Below are 22,670 nucleotides of genomic sequence, written 5' to 3'. Positions count from 1 at the left end.
GCTGCCCCGAAGCGCAACACCCCCACAGGTTCTATTGATGATCGCAGTCTTTCGCCTCTTCCTCGCCTGTTTTGGCCTGATCCTCTGCCTGTCGTTCCCATTGGCGGCGCAGGTGTCGCTTTATCCCGGGATTGGCGGTAGCTCGGAAGAGGCCGCGGGCGGGGACCTTGCCGAGGCCATTCGCGCCGCGTCCGAGGCGGGCGCTTCGGTCATCGTGATCGACAGCGCCGGCCGGGTCGCCGCAACCGGCACAGACCCGGCGGCGGAGGGAACCGCGCCCGTCGATCCGATGGGCGAGGCGTCGCAACTGATGAAGGCGCAGGAAAAGGTCGCCGATTTCGTCGGTGCGCTGCGCTCGCGGCTCGAGGCGCTGCCCTATTCCATCTTCGAGGTGCAGTACATCCTGCGCCAGACCAGTCCCGACGGGCGGATTGCGACCTATGCCGAGGTGCTGGCGATCAACCTCGTGCTGCTGCTGATCGGGCGCTGGATGTCGATCGAGATCTACGGCAAGCGCATCGCGCGCAAACACGTGGTGTCGCGGATCCGCGAGGCACCGCGCGGCTATCGCGAGAAGATGCCGTTCCTGGTGTTCCGCTTCGTGATGGGGGTAGGGGCGACGCTGTTCGCCATGGTCTTTGCCTTTATCATCGGCTTTCTGGTCTTTGGCAGGATGCAGGATCTGTCGATCCAGTTCACCGTCACCGCCATCTTTACCGCCTTCTTCCTTGCCCGGACCGCCTCGGACCTGTGGCGGATGGTTTTGTCGCCCTATCTCAGCCAGTACCGGCTGCCGCCCTTTTCGGATCGCGACGCCAAGCGGCTGTATCTCTGGGCCTCTGTGCTGGCGACCTACGATATCTCCAGCGAGCTGTTTTCGACCTGGGTCGCGGATTTCGGCCTGAACTACAATGTCTACGCGATGGTCTATGGCGTGCTGACCGGGATCGGCGCACTGGGCAACGTGCTGATGGTGCTGTTCAACGGGCGCGCGATCTCGAACGCCATTCGTGGCGGGCGGACCAAGGAGGACGTCTCCTGGTTGCTCCGGCTGGTTTCGGTCGCCTGGGCGCCTGTGGTCGTGTTCTACATGGCTTTCGGCTGGCTCCAACTGGCCTTTGACCTGGTCTTGGAGAGGCCGCTTCATATCCCGCTCATGGCCGGTACCTATGGCATCTTCATGTCGGTCGTGGTGGCCTATGGCGCGATGAATTACCTGCTTGAACGCTACTTCGATCGCACCCGGCAGGTAAAGGAACTGAACGCGGCCCTGGCCGAGGCCGAAGCGGCGGAAAATCACCCGATGGCAGGAGCGGGCGCGCAGCGGCTCCACATCGCGACCTACGAGGACCTGGCCCGCCGTGTCGCTGGCATTCTGGCCTTTGTGGTGGGTACCTATGCGCTGGTCCTGATCTGGAATCCGGGGATGGACTGGACCGGCGAGCTGCCGCTCGACCGGGCGCTGGACGTGATGGTGATCATCTTCCTTGGTTACATCGTCTTTCACTTTTTCCGGATCTGGATCGACAGCAAGATTGCCGAAGAGACGGTGGATGTGCCCGAGGGAGAGCTGGGCGACGAGGGCGGCGGCACCAGCGCCAGCCGCCTGGCAACGCTGCTGCCGCTGTTTCGGGGTGCGATCCTGGCCGTTGTGGTCGTCTCGATCGTTCTGATCGCGCTGATGGAGGTTGGGATAAATGTCAGCCCGCTCTTTGCCGGTGCTGGCGTGGTTGGCCTGGCGGTGGGCTTCGGTTCGCAAACGCTGGTGCGCGACATCTTTTCGGGGGCGTTCTTCCTGCTCGATGACGCGTTTCGCAAGGGAGAGTATATCGACATCGGAGATGTGAAAGGGACGGTAGAGAAGATCTCGGTACGCTCGTTCCAGCTGCGCCACCACCTAGGCGCGCTGCACACGATCCCCTTTGGCGAGATCAAGGTTCTGACCAACTTCTCGCGCGATTGGGTGATCATGAAGCTGCCCTTGCGGGTGACCTATGACACCGATGTGGAAAAGGTGCGCAAATTGATCAAGAAACTGGGGCAGGAACTGCTCAGCGATCCGGTGATCGGGGATAATTTCATCCAGCCGCTGAAAAGCCAGGGCGTGATCGAAATGCAGGATTCGGCGATGATCATCCGGGTCAAGTTCATGACCAAGCCGGGCGATCAATGGCTGGTGCGCAAGCGGGTTTATCAGGATATCCGCGAGCTTTTTGCCCGCGAAGGCATCAAGTTCGCCCATCGCGAAGTCACCGTGCGCCTGGCCGACGGCCAGGAGGCCGCCAACATGACACCGCAGCAACGCGAAGCGGTTACGGGCGCGGTTCAGGCCGCCATCGACGAGGATGTGCTGGACGACATGATGGATGACGACCGGTAAGGGGGAGACCAAGATTTTCGAGGAAAATCTTGGTCCGCGGGTATGGAGATTTTTCGACGAAAAATCTCGGGTCCCGCCTGCCTGTTGCTCAGCTATAGGGGTCGAGGCTGTCGCGCAGGCCATCGCCCAGGAAGTTGAAGGCCAGCACCACCACCACGATGGGCAGCATCGGGATCGCGGTCCAGGGATAAAGCTCGATGCTGGCCAGGTTCTGTGCGTCGTTCAGCATCACCCCCCAGCTGACCGCGGGCGCCCGCAGGCCAAGCCCCAGAAAGCTGAGCGCGGTTTCGCCCAGGATCATCGCCGGGATCGACAGCGTGGCGCTGGCGATCAGGTGCGACATGAAATTGGGCAGCAGGTGTTTTCGGATCACCCGCCCCTTGCCCGCCCCCATCATCTCGGCGGCGCGCACGTATTCCTCCTCGCGCAGCGACAGGAACTTGGCCCGCACCGAACGCGCCAGCCCGGGCCAGTCGAGGATTCCAAGGATCACCGAGATGATGAAGAACACCGCCACCGGCGACCAGTTCGACGGTACCGCCGCCGACAGCGCCAGCCAAAGCGGCAGTTCCGGCAGTGAACGCAGGATCTCGATCACCCGGTTGATCACCCAGTCCGTCTTGCCACCCAGATAGCCCGCCAGCGAGCCAAAGAAGATACCCAGCACGAAGGACACCGAGATGCCGATCAGGCCCACGGTGAGTGACAGCTGTGCGCCATATAGGATGCGGCTGAACACGTCGCGGCCCAACCGGTCCGAGCCCCACAGGAACAGCGTCGCGCCCTCGGGCGCGCAGAAAAGATGTGTGTTGCTCTCGATCAGCCCGGCCAGTTTGTAACTGTCCCCTTCGCAAAAGAACCGGATCCGCTGGGGGTTCTCGGTATCGGGGACAAAGGTCCACTGAAAGGTCTCCAGATCCGCCTCGGCGGTGATCGGATAGATGAACGGGCCGAGAAACTCGCCCTCATGCACCCAGCGCACCGCCTGTGGCGGGGCATAGAGGTGATCGGCATTGCGGAAATTCGGCGAGTAGGGCGCGATGAACCCCATGAAGGGCAGCAGCAGGTAGCTCAACAGCAGGAAGATGCCCGAGATCAGGCCCAGCTTGTGGGTACGGAACTTGCGCCAGACCAACAGCCAGTTGGGCGCGTCCAGATCGCGCCGCTCCAGCTGTTGGATCGACTGTTGCGGATCATAGGGGGCGTCGTCGACATAGCGTCCGTCGGGAAGTTGGGTCATGCGTCGCGCCCCTCGTATCGAATGCGCGGGTCGAGCATGACCAGCAGGATATCGGAAATCATTGTCCCGATCAGCGTCAGCAGCGCCACGAACATCAGTACGAAGCCCGACAGGAACATGTCCTGGCTCTTGAGCGCGGTCAGCAGGGTCGGACCGATGGTTTGCAGCCCCATCACCACCGAGACCAGAACCGAGCCCGACACCATCGAGGGCAGCAGGTTGCCGATATCGGCCACAAACGGGTTGAACGCCACGCGCAGCGGGTATTTGGCCAGCATCCGGCTGGGCGCCATGCCCTTGGCGATGGCGGTTTCCACATAGGGTTTGCCTAGCTCGTCCAGCATGTTGGCACGCAGGCGCTGCATCATCGCCGAGGCGCCGGCGGTGCCGATCACGATGGTCGGCACGATCAGATGCACCAGCACCGACTGGATCTTGGCCCAACTCATCGGCTGCCCCTCAAAGGCCGGGTCCATCAGGCCGCCGATGGGGATATCCAGGTACTTGCGCCCGTAATAATACAGGATCAGCGCCAGCAGAAAGTTCGGCGTCGCCAGTCCCAGATAGCCGACAAAGGCCGAGGTATAATCCGCCCAGGTCCGCGCCTTGGCCGCCGCGATCACTCCCAGCGGCAGGGCGGTGGCATAGACGAACACAATGGCCGCCATGTTCACCAGCACTGTCAGCCACAGGCTGTCACCGACGATCTCGGAAACGGGGCGGTCGAATTCAAACGACCAGCCGAAATTGCCCTGGATCAGGCCGGAGAACCCGTGCGGACCGGGCATGAAGCCCATCCAGATCATGTATTGTTCCCAGACAGGCCGGTCGAGCGCGTATTCCTTGCGCAGGAACTCGGCCTTGGCCACGCCAGCGGACTGGCCCGAGGCCTTGAGTTCGGCAATCTGGTTGGACAGGTAATCGCCCGGCGGCAGGTTGATGATGGCAAAGACCAGCACCGAGACCACAAGCAGGGTCATCAGCATGGTTCCGAACCGGTAAAATGCGTAGCGCAGGATTGCCATTCCGCCGATCCGTCAGTCTTGAATAAAGAATTCGTCCATCCGGTGCACACCGAAATGCGCCCCCGGATCCCACGCCCACATGCCCTTTTTCGGCACGTTGCGCATCCGGGCCGAGACCACGATGGGCTGCGGCGCCTCGGCCAGAAGGCCGATGCCATAGATCTGGTCGGCATGGATGGCCAGCATCTCGCTCCAGGCGGCGGCGCGTTCCTGATCGTTGGCGGCGCTTTCCCAATCGTGCAGCAGCTCCATCAGCCGCTGCGCCTCGGGCAGGTCGGGCGCCTCACCTACCTGACCGGCGGTCTGATAATACTGCCCCCATTTCGGCCAGGCCAGGAACACCTGATCGGTGGGTGCCAGATAGGCTGGCGAGGTATAGGCCTGGGGCAGGCCATTGTCCCAGCCGAACCAGACCGAGGCCATGGTGGTGCCGGCAAAGACGCGGTTGCGCAGGATGTCACGGTCCAGCGGGCGCATGACCAGCTTGACCCCGATCTCGCGCCAGGTGTCGGTGACGATCTGAAGCGCGTTTTCGACCTCCTGCCGCTCGCCCGCCGTTTCGATCACCAGTTCCATCGGGCGGCCATCGGGCAGCAGGCGGATGCCCGAGCCGTCGCGCTTGTCCAGCCCGATCTCGTCCAGCAGCGCGTTGGCCTGCGCCACGTCATAGGCCGCCCAGGCGTCGCGGTGCTCCTGCTTGAAGAAGGGCGAGGCCGGCAGCACCGCCATGGCACCGGGCTTGGCCAGCTTGAAATAAAGCGCCCTGTTGATCGCGTCGCGGTCGATCGCCAGCGACAGCGCCCTGCGCAACCGGGCATCGCGCAACACCGCCCGCCAGCCGTCATCATTATGGTTGAGGTTGGGATAGATCGCGATCTGCGAGGCAACGCCGGTTTGCCAAAGATAGGTCTTGTAGCCGCCATCGGCCTCGCCCTTCTTCAGGATCGAGGCATCACGAAAGTCGAGCCCGCGCCCCTGAAGATCGACTTCGCCAGCGTTCGATTTGGCCGCGACAAGGCCGGGCGCCACGATCTCCATCTCGACGATGTCGATATAGGGCAATTGCACCCCTCGGGTGTCGATCCGGTGATAGAAAGGATTGCGCACGAAGTTGTGGCGGATCTTCTTGCCTTCGCTCGCATTGATCCACGGTTGCAGGGTCGGCAGCTGGGCATTGTCGAACTGGTACATGTTGTCCAGCTTGTTATGCAGCGCCGCCCAGCTCTTGACCCGGTTTTCCTCGACCGCGGCGGCCAGTGACGCAGCATCGGCATAATCCTGATGGAACTGTTTCAGGAAATGCGCAGGGCGATAGATGAAGGGCGGACGCGCCTGCGCCAGCGATTGAAGGAAATTGGGGTTGGGCTTGTCCCAGTCAAACACCACGGTCGTGGCATCGGGAAAGCTGACCCGGGGCGGCTGGCCTTCGATCAGCAGGAAATCGGGAGGACCGGCGGGGCTGAGCAGCGGGTTGTTGGCCACATCCGTCCACCAGTATTCAAAATCGGCCGAGGTAAAGGGCGCGCCGTCCGACCATTTGTGCCCCTTGCGCAGGTGCAGGGTAAAGCGGCGATCCTCTTCGACCTCATAGGATTTCAGCAGATCGGGCACCAGATTGTAGTTTTCGTCATATCCGACCAGCCGGGCATAGCCATAGACGACCATCTGGCGGATATCCTTGGAGCGGGTGATCATGGTGCGCATCACCCCGCCCGGTGTGCCGAATTCACGCCCCTTGGCCCCGAGATCGACAATCAACGGTTCTTCTGGAATGCGTTGGTCGATGGGTGGCAGGTCGCCGGATTTCACCTCGGCCCCCCAAAAGATCGATTCCTGTAATGTCGGCACGGTTTCAGCGCGCAACGGTAATGCCCCGGCCAGAACCATGGTCAGGGCAAGCGCGACGGCGCGGCGGGGCAGTTCAAGCATGGCAACGTACCTTGTGTCCTGGCTCCATCTCTACCAGCGAGGGTATCACGGAGTCGGTGAAACGAAAGGCCTCGGCCCAGGTATCGGGCGCACCGGCGCCCAGGGCCACAAGCTTCAGATTGATCGGCCGGTCGATATCGGGTTCCGGCTGGGCGGCGATCAGCGCCTTGGTATAGGGATGTTGGGGATTGTGGAACAATGTCTCGGGCGGGGCCTGTTCGACCACCAGCCCCTGACGCATCACCGCCACCTCATCGGCGATACGCGCCACCACGGCCAGATCGTGGCTGATGAAGAGGTAGGAGAGTTTCAGCCCCTCCTGCAACTCTTCGAGCAGGGTCAGGATCTGGTCCTGTACCGACACGTCCAGCGCCGAGGTCGGCTCGTCGCAGACGATCATCGCCGGGTCGAGCATCAGCGCGCGCGCCACCGACAGGCGCTGGCGCTGGCCGCCGGAAAAGGCATGCGGATAGCGTTTGAGCATGTCGGCGTTCAGCCCCACCCGTTCCAACGCCTCGGCGGCCTTGTCGCGTTGCTCGGCACGGGTGCCGATCCGGTGGATCTCCAGCGGTTCGGTCATCGCGTCCTGGATGCGCATGCGCGGGCTGAGCGAGCTGTAGGGATCCTGAAACACCATCTGCGCCTGACGCTGGAACGCGGTGCGCTGGGCGCGGGTCATGTCATGCACGGTCAGCGGCACGGCGTCGGGGCTGGCGCGGAACAGCACTTCGCCGCCGGGATCGGGCGGCTCGGCACCCAGCGCGATGCGCGCCGCGGTGGTCTTGCCCGAGCCGCTTTCGCCCACGATCGCCAGCGTCTTGCCGCGGGCCAGGCGGAAATCGACGCCCCGGCAGGCATGGATCAGCTTGTCAGCCTGCCAGCCCCGGCCAGAGCGCATGGTATAGGTCTTGGACACATCCTTCATCTCGAGGATCAGATCGTCCTGCGGCATCGGCAGGCCGACCGCCTCGACATCCGGGATTTCGGGTGCGGCGTCGAACAGTTGCCGTGTATAGGGATGCGCCGGGTCCTTGAGCATGGCAGCAGCAGAGCCGCTTTCCATCACCCGGCCCTTGTGCATGACAACCACCTGTTCGGCCATGTTGGCCACCACGCCCAGATCATGGGTCACCAGGATCAGCGCCATGCCGGTCTCGCGCTGCAATTCCTTGATCAGCCCCAGAACCTGGGCCTGGGTGGTCACATCCAGCGCCGTTGTCGGCTCGTCCGCGATCAGCAGGTCGGGTTTGGCCACCATCGCCATGGCGATCATCGCCCGCTGCCGCATGCCCCCCGACAATTCGAACGGATAGGAGTTGTAGGCGCGTTCGGGATCGGGAAACCCCACCCTTTCGAACTGTTCCAGTACCGCCTTGCGCGCCTGCCGCTCGCTGGCGCCCCGATGCAGCCAGAGCACCTCGCTCACCTGATTGCCGATCCGGTGCAGCGGCGAGAGAGAGCGCATCGGCTCCTGGAAGATCATCGAAATGCGGTTGCCGCGGATCGACCGCATCTGCCGCTCGCCGAGCTGGTTCAGGGCGAGCGGCCCATCCTCGCCGTTCAGGGTGATCCGGCCGGAGCGGATTTGTGCCGCCTTGGGCAGGATGCGCAGAGCGGCCCGGCAGGTGATTGTCTTGCCCGAGCCGGATTCACCTACCAGCGCCAAAGTCTGCCCGGGCATCACCTCGAAACTGACGTCCCGCACCACGGGTTCGTCGCGACCAAAGCCGATGCTGAGGTTTTCGACAGACAATAAAGGGGTCATTCAGGTGTCCCACCCGACTGGCCAGAAAACGACATGACGCTATCAATACCCCCAACGGTCTTTATTGTTTTGCCTGCACTTTCGCGCGCCGGGCGCCGGTTCGTCAAACCTCAATTTCGCAAAGATGGCCGGGAAATCGCGATATTGCCGGTCTGATGGCTGTCAAAGCGGGGCGGAATTTGGCATGAGGAGCAAAAGCGGCACCCGGAACGGCGCCGCGCGGACAAGGGAATATCAGATCATGAGCCAACCAGAGCAGAGCCGCCTCGACCTGTTCATCGACCGGATGGTGTCGCAACGGGCCTGTCTCGACCATGCCATCGCATTGACCGCCGAATTGCCCGGTCCGGTCTACGAACTTGGTCTGGGCAACGGGCGCACCTATCACCACCTGCGCCAACATGTGCGGGGGCGCGATATCTACGTGTTCGAACGCGCGGTGGCCTCGCACCCCGATTCGACACCGCCCGAGGCCGCGCTGGTCCTGGGCGATATCCGCGAGACCCTGCCCGCCATGCTGGAGCGGTTCGGCGCCACGGCCAGCCTGATCCATGCCGATCTGGGCGGTCACAACCGGGAAAAGAACGATCGTTTCGCCCGCACGATCTCGCCTCTGATCGAACCGCATCTGGCGCAAGGCGGGCTGATGGTGTCGAGCGACCGGATGTATTTCGACGGTCTCGTGGAGCTGCCCCTGCCCCCAGGAGCGGTTGAGGGGCGGTGTTTCATCTATCAGCGCGGATGACGTCCGGGTGATGTGCCGCAGGGTCACGCCCGCGAACGGCTAGGCGCGCGGCGCGGTTGATGCCTAAGCTTGGTGCATGCTGCACCAGAGGATCCCGTCATGCTGTTTTACGACTGTTCCACCGCGCCCAATCCGCGCCGCGCCCGCATGTTCATCGCCGAGAAGGGGCTGGAGATCGAAAGCCGCGATATCTCGATCGCGGCGGGCGAACAGTTGCAACCGGCTTTTCGGGCGGTGAACCCGCGCGCGACGATCCCGGTGCTGGTGACCGACGAGGGCACGGTTTTGACCGAGAATCTGGGTATCGCCGCCTATCTTGAGGCGCGCTTTCCGGAACCGCCGCTGATGGGGCGCACGCCCGATGAAAAGGGTCTGGTGATGATGTGGAACGCCATCGCCGAACAGCAGGGCGGCGCGCCTGTCGCCGAGGCGCTGCGCAACGGGCATCCGGCGTTCAAGGACCGTGCCATCCCGGGCCCCGCCAACCATGCCCAGATCCCCGAACTGGCGCAGCGCGGGGTCGCGCGGGTAGCGCAGTTCTTTGATGTACTTGAAGATCGATTGAGCGAAAGCCCGTTCGTGGCCTGTGATCATTTCACGCTGGCCGACATCTCGACATTCGTGTTCGTGGACTTTGCCCGGGTGATCAAGATGCGCGTGCCCGAGGGCAACAGCGCAACCCAGGCCTGGTACGAAGCAATCAAGGCCCGCCCCAGCGCCCAGATCTGAGAACGCCCGTTTGGCAGGAGCCGGAAAACACATGTTTTCCGGGCCGTTTTCCGCCGCGGAAAACGGCGTCCGCCGAACGGTCCGGTGGACATCCGACCCCGTGCATCGAGTACTGTACAGAAATGTCTAGACAGGGGGTCGAGGCCGCACTAGCCTGTGTCAGGAAGCAAGGGAGGGTGGCATGAATTCCCATTACCGTGTTGTCGTCATCGGGGGCGGTGTTGTCGGGGCCTCGGTTCTCTATCATCTGGCAAAGCTTGGCTGGACCGATGTCTGCCTGATCGAGCGCAGCGTCCTGACCGCCGGATCAAGCTGGCATGCCGCGGGCGGCATCCATGCCCTGAATGCGGATCCCAACATGGCTGCGCTTCAGGCCTATACGATCGACCTGCTCAGCCAGATCGAGGCCGAAAGCGGCCAGAATATCGGCCTGCACATGACCGGTGGCCTGACCATGGCGGGGACACCCGACCGCTGGGAATGGCTGCAATCGGCCTATCGCGTGTTCCAGTCGATCGGGATCGAGGATTGCCGCCTTGTCACCCCCGAGGAAGCCTGTGCGCTGAACCCGATCATGTCGCCCGACGGATTGCTGGGCGGCATGTGGGCCGATCGCGAAGGTTATGTCGACACCACCGGCACGGTTCATGCCTATGCGGTCGCCGCCCGCAAGCGGGGGGCGCAGTATTTCGAACATACCAGGGTCGAGGCGCTCAACCAGACCGCCGAGGGCTGGGAGGTGGTCACCGACAAGGGCACCATCCGCTGCGAACATGTGGTCAATGCCGCCGGTCTTTGGGCCAAACAGGTGGGCCGCATGGCCGGGGTCGAACTGCCGGTTAGCCCGCTCAAGCATCATTATCTGATTTCAGACACCATTCCGGCGCTGGAAAAGCTGGATTTCGAGGTGCCGATGACCGTCGACCTCGAAGGGTTCACCTATCTGCGGCAGGATCAGAAGGGCGTGCTGCTGGGGATATACGAGATCGACCACGAACACTGGGCGATGGATGGGGCTCCATGGGATTACGGGATGGAGCTGTTTCAGGAACAGACCGACCGGATCGAGCACGAACTGGTCTGCGGGTTCGAGCGCTATCCCGCCTTGCAGGAGGTCGGCGTCAAGACCTGGGTCAACGGGGCCTTCACGTTCTCGCCCGATGGCAACCCGCTGGTGGGGCCAGTACCGGGCAAGCGCGGATACTGGACCGCTTGTGCGGTTATGGCGGGCTTTCTCCAGGGCGGCGGCGTCGGCAAGACACTGGCCGAATGGATGATCCATGGCGAGCCCGAGGCCGATGCCTGGTGCATGGACGTGGCGCGCTATGGCGATTTTGCCCGGAACAAGCGCTACATCCGCGAAACGACGGGCCAGTTCTATTCACGCCGTTTCGTGATGACCTATCCGAACGAGCAACTGCCCGCCGGACGTCCGTTGAAAATGGCACCCGCCCATGATGCGATGACACAAGCGGGCTGCAAATGGGGTGTCAGCTGGGACCTCGAGGTGCCGCTATACTTTGCGCCCCGGGGGTTCGAGGAAACCCCGACACTCAAACGCTCGAACGCGCATGAGATCGTGGCCGAAGAATGCCGTGCGATCCGAGAAGGTGTCGGCCTGCTCGATATCACCGGTTTCTCTCGTTACGAGGTCTCGGGCCCGAATGCGCAGGTCTGGCTTGATCGGCTGATGGCCTCGAAACTGCCTGCGCCGGGGCGGGCCCGGCTGGCGCCGATGCTGGGTGAGACCGGGCGGTTGAAGGGCGATCTGACAGTGCTGAACTGGGGCGACGGCACCTGGTGGATCATGGGCAGCTACTATCTGCGGCAATGGCATATGCGCTGGTTCGACGATCACATGATCGACGGGGTCACGGTTCGCGATCTGGGTGAAGAGGTTTGCGGCTTTGGCCTGGCCGGGCCGAAATCGCAGGCGGTGATCGAGAAACTGGCCGAACAGGATATCTCGGGCCTGGGCTTCATGGGCTGTGGCGATTTCGATATCGGTTTGGTGCGCGCCCGTGTTGCGCGCATGTCGGTGACCGGTGAAAAGGGGTATGAGATCAACTGCCGGATGGGTGATCACGTGACGCTTCGCCGGATGTTGCTCGAGGCGGGTGCCAGCGAAGGTATCCGCGAGGTCGGGTTCAATGCGCTCCTGTCGACCCGTCTGGAAAAGAGCTTTGGCATCTGGTCGCGCGAATTCACCCAAGGGTATACCCCCGGCATGACCGGGATGGACCGCTGGATCGAATGGTCCAAGGACTTCGTCGGAAAGGAGGCGGCGCTGGCCGAACGCGATGGCAACGGCCCGGCCCAGGTGCAGGTCACGCTCGAAATCGACGCTACCGATGCCGATGCCAGCGGGTACGAGCCGGTCTGGTCGGCGGGCGACAAGGTCGGTTTCGTGACCTCGGGCGGCTATGGCCATTATATCGGCAAATCGCTGGCCATGGCGCTGGTCAATCGCGACAAGGCGACGCCTGGCACAGAGCTGACGGTGCATGTGGTGGGGGCGGAACGTCCGGCGCGGGTGATCGCACCCTCGCCCTATGATCCCGACGGCAAGGCGATGCGCGGATGAGCGGCGGGCGGCGGGGCAGGCGGGCACGGACCGACGCCCCGGCGCCGGCCCGCCAGGTCGATTATCGCAACCTGCGCAACCCGTTCCCGCCGATGGCGGCCTTTTCCGACGACCGGATCGAGGCGCTGCACGAGGCGGCGCTGAGCGTGCTTGAAGATCTGGGGATCATGGTGCTGCATCCCGGCGCACGAGATCTCTACCGGCAGGGTGGTGCCCGCATCGACGGCGAGATGGTTTACATGGGCCGCGACATGGTCGAGGCGGCGCTGGTCAGCGCGCCGAAGTCCATCCGAATGCGCGGCGCCGTGCCCGACCGAGACGTGGTGCTGGAACTGGGCCGAATGGCGTTTCAGCCCGGTGCCGGTTGCCCGCATGCCACCGACCTCGCGCGCGGTCGCCGTCCCGGCAGCCTGGCCGATTTCCGCGAACTGGTGCAGATCACCCAGAGTTTCGACGTGCTGCACATGGTGCCGCCGCTGGTCGAGGCGCAGGACGTGCCGATGCACTTGCGGCACATGGCGATGACCGAGGTCGAACTGACCCAGTCCGACAAGGTGCCCTTCCTCTATTCGCGCGGCACGCCGCAGGTGATGGACGGGTTCGAGATGATCCGAGATTTCCGGGGCCTGTCGGATGCCGAGTTCCGCTCCGAGCCGTGGAGTTACACGATCATCAACACCAATTCTCCACGCACGCTGGACCTGCCGATGGCGCAGGGGCTGATCGACTTTGCCCGCCATGGCCAGATGGCGATCGTCACCCCCTTTACCCTGATGGGCGCGATGGCGCCGGTGACGGTGGCGGGCGCCATGACGCTCAGCCATGCCGAGGCGCTGGCGGCCATCACGCTCAGCCAGTTGGCGCAGCCCGGCGCGCCGGTCTGCTATGGCACCTTCACCAGCAACGTGGACATGAAATCGGGCGCTCCGGCCTTTGGCACGCCCGAGCATTTCACCGCTTCTCTGGTGGCCGGGCAATTGGCGCGGCGCATCGGCCTGCCCTGGCGTTGCGCCGGGGGGAGTGCCGCCAATATCAACGACGCCCAGGCCGCGAACGAGACACAGTTCGGCCTCTGGGGCTGCCTGCTGGCCGGGGCCACGGTGACAATCCATTCGGCGGGCTGGCTCGAAGGGGGGCTTACCGTCTCATACGAAAAGATCATCACCGATCTGGAAGTGCTGCAAATGGTGGCCGAGCTCTGCGCGGGTACGCCCGCCACCGACGCGGATATCGCGCTGGATGCGCTACGCGAAGTGCAGCCGATGGGCCATTTCTTTGGCGCTGCACACACGATGGCGCGCTATCAGACCCAGTTCTATGATCCGCTGGTGGGCGATTGGTCGAACTTCGGCCAGTGGACCGAGCGCGGGGAAGTCGATGCCAATCATCGCGCCACTGGTATCTGGCGCGGGATCGTGGATAATTTCGAACCACCGCCCATGGACCCGGACCGGGTCGCGGCGCTGCAAGACTTCATCGCGCGCCGAACCGCCGAAGGGGGCGCCCCGCCCGAAAGCTGAGGAGACCCGCCATGGGCAGCAAACCGATCCTGCATCGCGACGATCCCAGCGCCGAGCCACTGGTGGGCAACATCAAGGTGACGCGTGAAGACTGGCTGAACGTGGCGATGGATGTGCTGGTCTCGGACGGGGTCGAGCAGGTCAAGGTCCTGAACCTGGCCGAGCGGATGGCGGTCTCGCGCTCGTCGTTCTACTGGTATTTCAAGTCGCGCCAGGACCTGCTGGACGCGCTGCTGGCGAAATGGCAGGCCACCAATACCGCGGGCCTGATTGCGCAGACCGAGCTGCCTGCCGAGACCATAACCGCCGCGGTCTGCAACCTGTTTCACTGTGTTGTCGATCCGGCGCTGTTCGACACCGCGCTGGATTTTGCGGTGCGCGACTGGGCGCGTCGGTCGGGCAAGGTGCGGCGCTTGCTGGATCTGTCCGACAGCCGACGGCTTGAGGCTCTGACCGCGATGTTCCTGCGCTATGGTTACAGCCAGATCGAGGCCGAGACCCGCGCCCGCGTGCTCTATTACATGCAGATCGGATATGACCTGGCGCAGATGAACGAGCCGGTCGAGCAGCGGCTGTCCTTTGTGCGGCACTATCTGTTCGTCTTCACCGGCGTGCAGGCCCGTGACGAAGAGGTCGCCGCCTTCAGCGCGTTTGCCCGAGGTTTCTGGGAGGGACGACGATCATGAACAATCCCGACGCGATCATCATCGGCACCGGCGTGATCGGTGCGGCGATCGCCTTTGAAATGGCCAAGGCAGGCTGGAAGACGCTGTCGCTGGATCGCAATGCACAGGTGGGCCACGGCTCGACCGCTGGCTCCTGCGCCATCATCCGGATGCATTATTCCACCTTCGAAGGCACGGCCCTTGCCTGGGAGGGCTATCACTATTGGCGCGACTGGGCCGAGTATCTGAGCCTGCCCGAGGGGGCAGAGCTGGCGCGGTTTCGGCAGACCGGTTGCCTGGTGATGAAGACCGAGGCCAATGATCAGATGGTCAAGCATATCCGCTGTTCGGCCGAACTGGGCATCCCGTTCGAGGAATGGAGCGCCGAAGAGGTTCAGGCTCGCCTGCCGATTTATGCAATGGACAGCTATGCGCCTGCCCGGCGGTTGGATGATCCGGAGTTCGGCAAACCCAATGGCGGTCGGATGGGGGTCGCGGTTTTCTGGCCCAATGGCGGCTATGTCACCGATCCGGCGCTGAGTGCGCAGAACCTGATGGCTGCGGCGCGTCTATACGGGGCGTCGGTGCGCAACCGTGCCGAGGTGGTGGAGATCCTGCAATCGGGCGGACGGGTGGCCGGGGTAAAGCTGGCCAGCGGCGAGGAAGTCCACGCCCCCGTGGTGATCAACGTGGCGGGACCGGGCTCGGCCATCGTCAATCGCATGGCGGGCGTCACCGGAGACATGACCATCCAGACCCGCCCGCTGCGGCAGGAAGTGGTGCATCTGCCCGCACCCGAAGGGTTCGATTTCGAAGCGCAGGGTACCATCGTCTCGGACAGCGATATCGCCTGCTATTGCCGGCCGGAGCAAGGCAATCACATCCTGATAGGGTCAGAGGACCCCGCCTGCGACCCGCATCAGTGGTGCGAGGATGATCTGGATTATGATCGCAACTTCACCGATCAGTGGACAACCCAGGCCATGCGCTATGCCCAGCGGGTGCCGAGCCTGGGTATCCCGTCGCGGATGCGCGGCGTGGTGGATCTCTACGATGCCTCGACCGACTGGATCCCGATCTATGACAAGTCTTCGCTGCCAGGGTTCTACATGGCCTGCGGCACCAGCGGCAACCAGTACAAGAACGCCCCCATCGCGGGCAAGATGATGGCCGCGCTGGTGAGTTATTGCGAGGAAGGCGGCGATCACGACGCCGCGCCGCTCCAGTTCGAACTGCCCTATATCGGGCGCCATATCGACGTGGGTTTCTACTCACGCAAGCGGCCGGTCAATCAGGAGAGCAGCTTCTCGGTCCTGGGATAGCGCTGTCAAACGGCGCGCCTGCGGCGCAAGACAATGTCTCGTCGTCGTTCCTCCTCCTCGGCGCGTGGGGGGAGGTGTTGATCCTGCGCGGGTACGGTGGGGATGAGAGGTCAGATGCCTCCGGCGGGAGTATTTGTGACCAGAAAGAAGCGGGAAAGATGCTGCTTCTTTCTGGTCACAAATACTCAATCCGCCGTCGCGGCAAATGCAGGTGCAGGGGATCAGGCCTGCTTGAGGCGGCTGGCTATGTCAGTTTGTACGCGTCTGACCGCGTCAACCCGAACCGGGCCATAACCGCGAATCTCGCCTGCCAGGGTCAGGATGGCCTGCCAGTTGGCCTCGTTATCTTTCGTGCATTCTCGCTGCATCCGGTCGAGCAGGGAGAGATACCAGGCAAGCGTTTCACGGTGCAGACGCGCCTCGGAATGGTAGCCGAACGGGTTGAGAGCCGTGCCGCGCAGCGGTTTGGCACGGGCGAGCAGGCTGAGAACCGGGCGCAACCAGGGGCCGAAGCCGCGTTTCAACGGCCTGCCGCGCGCGTCCTTTCCATGTGCCAGCAGGGGCGGGGCGAGGTGGTAGGTGAGTTTGAAGTCACCCTCGAATTGCTCTTGCAGCTCCTTTTGAAAGTGGTCTGCGCTCATCAGCCGGGCGACTTCGTATTCGTCCTTGCTGGCCATGAAGCGGAAGAGGTTGCGCGCGGCCTCGGCAATCAGCGCCTCTGAGGCATCTGGCAGGGCCTGACGCAGCGCTGCGATGCGGTTGGTGAACCGCTTGGCATAGGCGGCATTCTGGTAGTCGGTCAGAAAGGCGGCCCTGCGGGCAAGCATCTGGTCGAGGGTTTCCTCTGCCTCCGGGGTGGCGCTTTCGACATCGAGCCGCGCGGGATCGGCGGCAAGCGCCCGGCCCGCGGCAAAGGCGAGGCGGTTCTTTTCCACTGCCACGCCATTGAGAAGGATCGCCTGTGCCAGCGCGCTGCGGCTGACCGGCACCAGCCCCTGCTGCCAAGCATAGCCCAGCATCATCACATTGGCGAAGACCGCGTCGCCCAGAAGCTTTTCGGCGGTCTGGTTGGCGTCGAAGCCGCTGACATTTTCGGCCCCGACCACGGCGCGGATCTCCGCCTCGCGCGTGTTGATTTTCAACTGCGCGTCGCGATGCAGCACCAGATCGCCGGTGGGCATCTCGGCCCGGTTCAGCACCACCTTTGTGCCGTTGCGGTAGTGAGCCGAGGCCTTGGGCGCGGAACTGACCACCATGTCACAACCGATCACCGCATCAGCGCCACCGGTGTCGATACGCACCTGATTGAGCGCGTCCGGGCAGGCGCCGAGGCGTATGTAGCTGAGAACAGTGCCGAATTTTTGTGCAAACCCGGTGAAATCCAGAACCGAGGCCCCCAGCCCCTCGAGATGGGCGGCCATGGTGATCAGCGCGCCCACGGTGACGACGCCGGTGCCGCCGACCCCGGTGACCAGCAGGTCAAAAGGGTCGGACAGCGCGGGCAGGGTGGGCATGGGCAGGCCGCTTTCCAGCTGTTCCAGATCCAGTTTGACCGCGCGCTTGCGCCGGGTGGCGCCCTCGACGGTGACGAAGCTGGGGCAGAACCCGTTCAGGCAGGAGAAGTCCTTGTTGCAGGAGCTGAGGTTGATCTTGCGCTTGCGGCCCAGCGGGGTTTCGCGCGGCTCGACGCTCAGGCAGTTGGAAGCGACCGAACAGTCGCCGCAGCCCTCGCAGACCAGATCGTTGATCCAGACGAACCGGGCCGGGTCCTCGATTTTACCGCGCTTGCGGCGGCGGCGCTTCTCGGTGGCACAGGTCTGTTCATAGATCAGAACGGTAACGCCCTTGATCTCGCGCAACTCCTTTTGCACCACCATCAGCTCGGCCCGGTCGTGGAACGTGGTGCCGGCAGGGAAATCGGCGCGCGAGAATTTTTCGATGTCGTCCGAGACAAGGGCGATGCGTTCGACCCCTTCGGCTCGGCAGGTCTGGGCGATGCCCGAGACGCTGACCGGCCCGTCGACCGGCTGGCCGCCGGTCATCGCCACCGCGTCGTTATAGAGGATCTTGTAGGTGATATTGGTGCCTGCCGCGACCGCCTGCCGGATCGCGAGAGACCCGGAGTGATACCAGGTGCCTTCGCCCAGGTTCTGGAAGATATGCTTGCCGCCGTTGAACTTGGACGCAACCACATGCGGCACGCCCTCACCGCCCATCTGGGCATATCCGTCGGTGTCGCGGTTCATCCAGCTGGCCATGACATGGCAGCCGATGCCGCTGTTGGCGCGCGAGCCTTCGGGCACTTTGGTCGAGGTGTTGTGTGGGCAGCCCGAGCAGAAATAGGGGGTTCGGGTGGCGCCGGGCACCGCGATCACGGGCGGCGGCGTTTCGGTCAGCGCGCGGGCGCGGGCGGGCAGGTTTTCCTCGGGAAAGAACGCATCCAGACGCGCCGCCACCACGGGGGCCAGCATCAGCGGGCTCAACTCTCCGGTCCAGGGGATCAGCGGCTCACCCTGTTCGTCGTATTTGCCGACCATCCGGTGCGGTTTGTCACCGGGCCAGTCATAGAAATACTCCTTGAACTGACTCTCGATGATGCCGCGTTTTTCCTCGACAACCAGCACCTCTTGCTTGCCGCGCACAAAGCGCAGGGCGTTGCGGCGGGCCAGCGGCCAGACCATGCCGACCTTGTAGATGTCGATGCCAAGCGCGCGGCACTTATCCTCGTCCAGACCCAAGAGGCGCAGCGCCTCCATCAGGTCGAGATGCCCCTTGCCGGTGGTGACAAAGCCGAAGCGCGCGTTGGGCAGATCATAAATGCGCCGGTCGATCGGGTTTTCCTCGGCAAAGGCGCGCACGGCGCGCAGCTTGGCCTGAATGCGGGTCTCGATCTCGGGGCTGGGCAGGTCGGCGCGGCGCACATGCAGGCCACCGGCAGGCAGATCGATCTGTGGCAGGATGAACTGCCGGTCCGGGCGCAGTTCCACCGAGCGGCCGCTTTCCACCGTTTCGCTGATCGCCTTGAACCCGACCCACGTGCCCGAGAAGCGTGACAGCGCCAGGCCGTATTCGCCGAACTCCAGGTATTCTTCGACCGAGGCGGGGTTCAGCGTCGGCATGAACCAGGCCATGAAGGCCACGTCGGACTGGTGCGGCATCGAGCTGGAGACGCAGCCATGATCGTCGCCCGCCACCACCAGCACGCCGCCCTTGGGCGCGCTGCCATAGGCGTTGCCGTGTTTCAGCGCATCGCCCGAGCGGTCCACTCCCGGCCCCTTGCCGTACCACATGGAAAAGATGCCCTCGTGCTGGCAATCGGGGTCCAGCACCGCCTGTTGCGCGCCCAGAACGGCGGTGGCGCCCAGATCCTCGTTCACGGCAGGCATGAAGGTGATGCGGTCCTCTTCCAGCCGTGTCTTGGCGCGCCACATCTCCAGATCAAGCCCGCCCAGCGGCGAGCCGCGATAGCCCGAGACGAAGCCAGCCGTGTTCAGCCCGGCGGCGCGGTCGCGGCGGGCCTGATCCATCATGATCCGCACCAGCGCCTGGGTGCCGGTCAGGAACACGCGGCCGGTGATCTGGTCGTAACGATCCTCCAGCGCATAGCTGCGCAGGGCGGGGGCGGGATGGGTCATCTGGGCTTCCTGTTCGCGGTGGCAGAGGGTTCGCGCGGAAGGATAATCCGGGCAGAGTGGAAATCCGTGCCAGAAACTCCGGTATTGCCAGATGTCAGTGGACTGTTTATCCAGAAAGCTGCAATAATTTGACAGGATTAACCGTTTCCATGCAGCTGGACGATCGCGACCGCCGAATCCTCATGCTGTTGCAGCAGGACAGCCGCATCTCGAACGCCGACCTGGCCGAGGCGGTTGGCATGTCGGCCTCGGCGCTGTGGCGGCGGGTGCGCGCGCTTGAGGAAGGGGGGGTGATCACCCGCTATGGCGCGGTGGTTGATCCGGGCGCCATGGGCCTCGATTTCGAGGCCATCGTGCATGTGCATCTGACCCGGCACGATCCGGACGGGATCGTCGCCTTTATCCGCGCCATCGAGACTGCGCCGGAGGTACAGGAATGTTATGCCACCACCGGGCAGGCGGATTATCACCTGCGCGTGCTTTGTCCTGATCTGGCGGCCTACAATGTCTTTCTGGAACGTTTCCTGTTCCGGTTGCCGGCGGTGGCCAGCGCCCAGACCAATGTCGTCCTGCGCACCATCAAACGCAACCGGCCCGTCACGATCTGACCGCGCGGTGTTTCCGGAACGAGAACAGATTTGGGAAATATTCAAAATTGGAGTATGATTAACCTGTTTTAGAACCCGAACCCGGCCAGATCATTGATTTTTCTTGAGGGGTACCTGGCCTGGGCGCGACTATAGTTAATTATGTCGTGCAAACGACACCCGTTGGGGGGCGGAGGCTGTCATGGTGAAGGCCCGATTATTTTTGTGTGTCCGCTCGGCATGTGCCGGTGCGCTGCTCATGACCACATATTTGTCCGGTCCGGCGCTGGCAGAGACCGATCCGCTGGACGCGCCGATGCAGGAGATTACCCTGGGTCCGGACGACACGATCCGCGGCGTCGTCGGTCAATACCTGCGTGATCCCGATCTCTGGCCCGCGATCCTTGCTCTGAACAACATTTCCTCACCCGCGGCCCTCCGGCCCGGAACCGTTCTGCGCCTGCCGGTGCAACAGGTCTTTGCCGCCGATGCCGCGCTGGTTTCATCGCTGACGGCGATCCAGAAAGCGAACGCCGAAGGCGCCCGCATCTTTGCGCCGGTGCAGATCGGTGAGGCAATTCGCAACCGCGACGAGGCGGTGCAGAAGCGCGAAATCGGCGAATGGCGTCAAGTTGTAGGGTTCGCCGGGGTTGCCACCGACATCGCGCACGAGGCGCTCGACATCTCGCTGACCCAACGCGACCGCTCGGCCGAGGCCGTGGTCTCGGATGTGCAGGGCAATGTCGAGGGGCGCGCTCCGGTCGAACCCAGTTGGTCGGACCGGCAGTTGAACGATATCCTTGTCGAATTCGAACGGGTGCGAACCCTGACGGCCAGCACCACCCAAATCACCTTTCGCGATCTCAGCCGTCTTCGGCTGAACCCCAATTCCAACGCCACCATCCAGCGGATGCGTTCGGACCCGCTGACAGGGGGCGAGGTGACCAAGGTCAGCCTTGCCGAAGGCGATTTCTATGCGTTGCTCAATCAGTTGTCGGAAAAGACCACGTTCGAAATCGAGGTGCCCGGGATCGAGACGACCACCAATTCGGCCGATTTCTGGATCAAGAACGATCCCACCGGCGCGCGGTTCGTGAATTATGACCAGCCCGGATTGGAGATCGAGGAAAACGGCCGCAAGATCGAAGTGGGGCAGGGTGAGGGCGTGGTGATCACCGGTGCGGGCGCGCAGCGGGCCACCGTGCTCAACAGTCCGCGGCTCAGCGCACCGGCACTGGGCGAGATCCTCTATACCCGCACCGCCGATCTGGCCTGGGACACGTTCGAGGGCGCCGAGGCCTATTGGCTTGAAGTTGCCGCCGATCCCGGCTTCAACCAGATGCAGGTGTCAGAATGGGGCATCCGCGACACCGGGTTGCAGGTCGAACTGCCCCCTGCGCGCTATCACTGGCGGGTGGCCGCGCTTGACCGCTTGGGCCTGCCCGGCGCCTGGAGCACGGCGCAGGAGTTCACCATCCGACTGGATGACACGCCGCCCTTCCTGACGCTGCTGTCACCCGCGCCCGACAGTATCGTGACCACATCCGAGATCGAGGTTCTGGGCGCCACTGAACTGGACGCGGCGCTGATCCTGAACGGGGCGGCGCTGGAACAGGGTGAGGATGGTAGTTTTGTCACCCGGGTGGCGCTGGTTCCGGGGCGCAACACGATCAGCGTGCTGGCCACCGATCCCGCCGGAAACATCAGCCGCCGGGACCAGAACGTGATCTATCGCCCGGCGGCGGCGATCGAGATTTCCCTGTCCCAGGGCATGCCGCGCGTGGACGAGGCGCTGGCGACGCGCTCGGAGCAGCTTTCCGTCACCGCCAACAGTACCGCCGAACCGGGCGCGCCCGTCGTGGTGCGCGACGAGACCGGGGCCGCGGTTTTGCGGACCGAGGTTGCGCCGGGTGGCGCGATCAGCTTCACCGTGCCGGTGGATGCGGCGCCGCGCCGTTTCCGGGTTGAGGTGCTGGCACCCGACGGGTCGGTCGAGGGCGCGCTGGACTTTGACGCGTTGCGTGACGAGGTGGCGCCCGACCTGACACTGGATCTGCCACCGCCGCGTGCCACCGCAGAGGCGTCGCTGATCCTCTCGGGGCTGGCCGGGGATGCGGTAAGGCTGGAGTTGAATGGCTCGGGCCTGCCGTTGGTCGAAGGCCGGTTCGACCTTTCGGTCACCCTGTCGCCGGGGGTCAACACCTTTGACCTGGTGGCGACCGACGCGGTCGGCAACGTCACCGCCAAGCGGCTGGAAACCCTGCTGGATATCGACCCGCCCGAAATCACCTCGGTGTTGCTGGACCGGCCGCAGGGAGACGCCGGGCCGATCGTGTTCGAGGCCCTGGCAAGCGACGCGTCGGGCCTGCGTCAGGCGGCGCCATTCCTGATCAGGATCGGCGCGGAAGAGGTCGAAGGCTTTCTGCGTTGCGACAGTGTCAATGGCATCTGCCGGGTCTCGCTGCCGCCACAGGCGGGGGAGCTCGAACTGGTGGAACTGATGATCGAGGATTACGCGGGCAACGCTGCGTTTGAATGAGTGAA

Annotated in this window: 14 protein-coding genes; 9 read left to right on the top strand and 5 right to left on the bottom strand. The window is 63.7% G+C overall.

What is annotated here, in order from left to right; translation table 11 throughout:
* Nucleotides 1-37: 37 nt before the first annotated feature.
* Nucleotides 38-2,380: a mechanosensitive ion channel domain-containing protein gene (locus tag AC2FLM_RS10200; RefSeq protein ID WP_496857688.1), complete on the top strand. Its 2,343-nt coding sequence runs from the start codon at nucleotides 38-40 to the stop codon at nucleotides 2,378-2,380.
* An 88-nt stretch (nucleotides 2,381-2,468) separates the two neighbouring features.
* Here AC2FLM_RS10200 and AC2FLM_RS10195 read toward each other — a convergent pair whose 3' ends face one another.
* Genes AC2FLM_RS10195 through AC2FLM_RS10180 form a run of 4 tightly spaced genes read right to left on the bottom strand, consistent with a single transcriptional unit; the run spans nucleotide 2,469 to nucleotide 8,339 of the window.
* Complete coding sequence (locus AC2FLM_RS10195) at nucleotides 2,469-3,620, bottom strand: ABC transporter permease (protein ID WP_496857686.1); 1,152 nt, start codon at nucleotides 3,618-3,620, stop codon at nucleotides 2,469-2,471.
* Nucleotides 3,617-4,645, bottom strand: a complete 1,029-nt coding sequence (locus AC2FLM_RS10190; protein ID WP_234221694.1) for an ABC transporter permease — start codon at nucleotides 4,643-4,645, stop codon at nucleotides 3,617-3,619. Before AC2FLM_RS10190 ends, AC2FLM_RS10195 begins: the two co-directional genes overlap by 4 nt.
* Before the next feature lie 12 nt (nucleotides 4,646-4,657).
* Nucleotides 4,658-6,574: an ABC transporter substrate-binding protein gene (locus AC2FLM_RS10185; protein WP_496857684.1), complete on the bottom strand. Its 1,917-nt coding sequence runs from the start codon at nucleotides 6,572-6,574 to the stop codon at nucleotides 4,658-4,660.
* Nucleotides 6,567-8,339, bottom strand: coding sequence for an ABC transporter ATP-binding protein (locus AC2FLM_RS10180; RefSeq protein WP_496857682.1), 1,773 nt, complete (start codon nucleotides 8,337-8,339; stop codon nucleotides 6,567-6,569). The genes AC2FLM_RS10185 and AC2FLM_RS10180 overlap by 8 nt, the downstream gene beginning before the upstream one ends.
* Nucleotides 8,340-8,580: 241 nt before the next feature.
* On the opposite strand from AC2FLM_RS10180, the gene AC2FLM_RS10175 reads away from it, so the two are divergent.
* The 6 genes from AC2FLM_RS10175 to AC2FLM_RS10150 all read left to right on the top strand — a co-directional run bounded on the left by AC2FLM_RS10175 (nucleotide 8,581) and on the right by AC2FLM_RS10150 (nucleotide 15,904).
* Nucleotides 8,581-9,084, top strand: a complete 504-nt coding sequence (locus tag AC2FLM_RS10175; RefSeq protein WP_496857680.1) for a class I SAM-dependent methyltransferase — start codon at nucleotides 8,581-8,583, stop codon at nucleotides 9,082-9,084.
* A gap of 99 nt (nucleotides 9,085-9,183) precedes the next feature.
* Nucleotides 9,184-9,813, top strand: coding sequence for a glutathione S-transferase (locus AC2FLM_RS10170; protein WP_234184381.1), 630 nt, complete (start codon nucleotides 9,184-9,186; stop codon nucleotides 9,811-9,813).
* A 181-nt stretch (nucleotides 9,814-9,994) separates the two neighbouring features.
* Entirely contained in the window at nucleotides 9,995-12,397 is a 2,403-nt protein-coding gene (locus tag AC2FLM_RS10165; RefSeq protein WP_496857678.1) for a GcvT family protein, read from the top strand.
* Nucleotides 12,394-13,917 carry a trimethylamine methyltransferase family protein gene (locus AC2FLM_RS10160; RefSeq protein WP_496857676.1) on the top strand — a complete coding sequence of 508 codons (1,524 nt, stop codon included), beginning with the start codon at nucleotides 12,394-12,396 and terminating at the stop codon, nucleotides 13,915-13,917. The genes AC2FLM_RS10165 and AC2FLM_RS10160 overlap by 4 nt, the downstream gene beginning before the upstream one ends.
* A gap of 11 nt (nucleotides 13,918-13,928) precedes the next feature.
* Entirely contained in the window at nucleotides 13,929-14,603 is a 675-nt protein-coding gene (locus AC2FLM_RS10155) for a TetR/AcrR family transcriptional regulator (RefSeq protein ID WP_496857674.1), read from the top strand.
* Nucleotides 14,600-15,904: an NAD(P)/FAD-dependent oxidoreductase gene (locus AC2FLM_RS10150; RefSeq protein ID WP_496857672.1), complete on the top strand. Its 1,305-nt coding sequence runs from the start codon at nucleotides 14,600-14,602 to the stop codon at nucleotides 15,902-15,904. The genes AC2FLM_RS10155 and AC2FLM_RS10150 overlap by 4 nt, the downstream gene beginning before the upstream one ends.
* Nucleotides 15,905-16,125: 221 nt before the next feature.
* Here the strand turns inward: AC2FLM_RS10150 and AC2FLM_RS10145 are convergent, their stop codons facing one another.
* Nucleotides 16,126-19,539, bottom strand: coding sequence for an indolepyruvate ferredoxin oxidoreductase family protein (locus tag AC2FLM_RS10145; RefSeq protein WP_496857670.1), 3,414 nt, complete (start codon nucleotides 19,537-19,539; stop codon nucleotides 16,126-16,128).
* Nucleotides 19,540-19,688: 149 nt separating this feature from the next.
* On the opposite strand from AC2FLM_RS10145, the gene AC2FLM_RS10140 reads away from it, so the two are divergent.
* Nucleotides 19,689-20,147 carry an Lrp/AsnC family transcriptional regulator gene (locus tag AC2FLM_RS10140; protein ID WP_234142802.1) on the top strand — a complete coding sequence of 153 codons (459 nt, stop codon included), beginning with the start codon at nucleotides 19,689-19,691 and terminating at the stop codon, nucleotides 20,145-20,147.
* A gap of 238 nt (nucleotides 20,148-20,385) precedes the next feature.
* Nucleotides 20,386-22,665, top strand: a complete 2,280-nt coding sequence (locus AC2FLM_RS10135; protein ID WP_496857668.1) for a FecR domain-containing protein — start codon at nucleotides 20,386-20,388, stop codon at nucleotides 22,663-22,665.
* Nucleotides 22,666-22,670 lie beyond the last annotated feature (5 nt).

It is taken from the genome of Ruegeria sp. SAZD011, from assembly GCF_059612545.1.
The sequence above is the reverse complement of the archived record's forward strand: the minus strand, read 5'-3'. Positions and strand labels throughout refer to the sequence as shown.

What these genes read in the sequence shown, in the direction of transcription:
- AC2FLM_RS10185 (WP_496857684.1), bottom strand. Translation starts at nt 6,574, where the DNA reads ATGCTTGAACTGCCCCGCCGCGCCGTCGCGCTTGCCCTGACCATGGTT.
- AC2FLM_RS10175 (WP_496857680.1), top strand. Translation starts at nt 8,581, where the DNA reads ATGAGCCAACCAGAGCAGAGCCGCCTCGACCTGTTCATCGACCGGATG.
- AC2FLM_RS10145 (WP_496857670.1), bottom strand. Translation starts at nt 19,539, where the DNA reads ATGACCCATCCCGCCCCCGCCCTGCGCAGCTATGCGCTGGAGGATCGT.
- AC2FLM_RS10190 (WP_234221694.1), bottom strand. Translation starts at nt 4,645, where the DNA reads ATGGCAATCCTGCGCTACGCATTTTACCGGTTCGGAACCATGCTGATG.
- AC2FLM_RS10195 (WP_496857686.1), bottom strand. Translation starts at nt 3,620, where the DNA reads ATGACCCAACTTCCCGACGGACGCTATGTCGACGACGCCCCCTATGAT.
- AC2FLM_RS10180 (WP_496857682.1), bottom strand. Translation starts at nt 8,339, where the DNA reads ATGACCCCTTTATTGTCTGTCGAAAACCTCAGCATCGGCTTTGGTCGC.
- AC2FLM_RS10150 (WP_496857672.1), top strand. Translation starts at nt 14,600, where the DNA reads ATGAACAATCCCGACGCGATCATCATCGGCACCGGCGTGATCGGTGCG.
- AC2FLM_RS10170 (WP_234184381.1), top strand. Translation starts at nt 9,184, where the DNA reads ATGCTGTTTTACGACTGTTCCACCGCGCCCAATCCGCGCCGCGCCCGC.
- AC2FLM_RS10135 (WP_496857668.1), top strand. Translation starts at nt 20,386, where the DNA reads ATGACCACATATTTGTCCGGTCCGGCGCTGGCAGAGACCGATCCGCTG.
- AC2FLM_RS10200 (WP_496857688.1), top strand. Translation starts at nt 38, where the DNA reads ATGATCGCAGTCTTTCGCCTCTTCCTCGCCTGTTTTGGCCTGATCCTC.
- AC2FLM_RS10155 (WP_496857674.1), top strand. Translation starts at nt 13,929, where the DNA reads ATGGGCAGCAAACCGATCCTGCATCGCGACGATCCCAGCGCCGAGCCA.
- AC2FLM_RS10160 (WP_496857676.1), top strand. Translation starts at nt 12,394, where the DNA reads ATGAGCGGCGGGCGGCGGGGCAGGCGGGCACGGACCGACGCCCCGGCG.
- AC2FLM_RS10165 (WP_496857678.1), top strand. Translation starts at nt 9,995, where the DNA reads ATGAATTCCCATTACCGTGTTGTCGTCATCGGGGGCGGTGTTGTCGGG.
- AC2FLM_RS10140 (WP_234142802.1), top strand. Translation starts at nt 19,689, where the DNA reads ATGCAGCTGGACGATCGCGACCGCCGAATCCTCATGCTGTTGCAGCAG.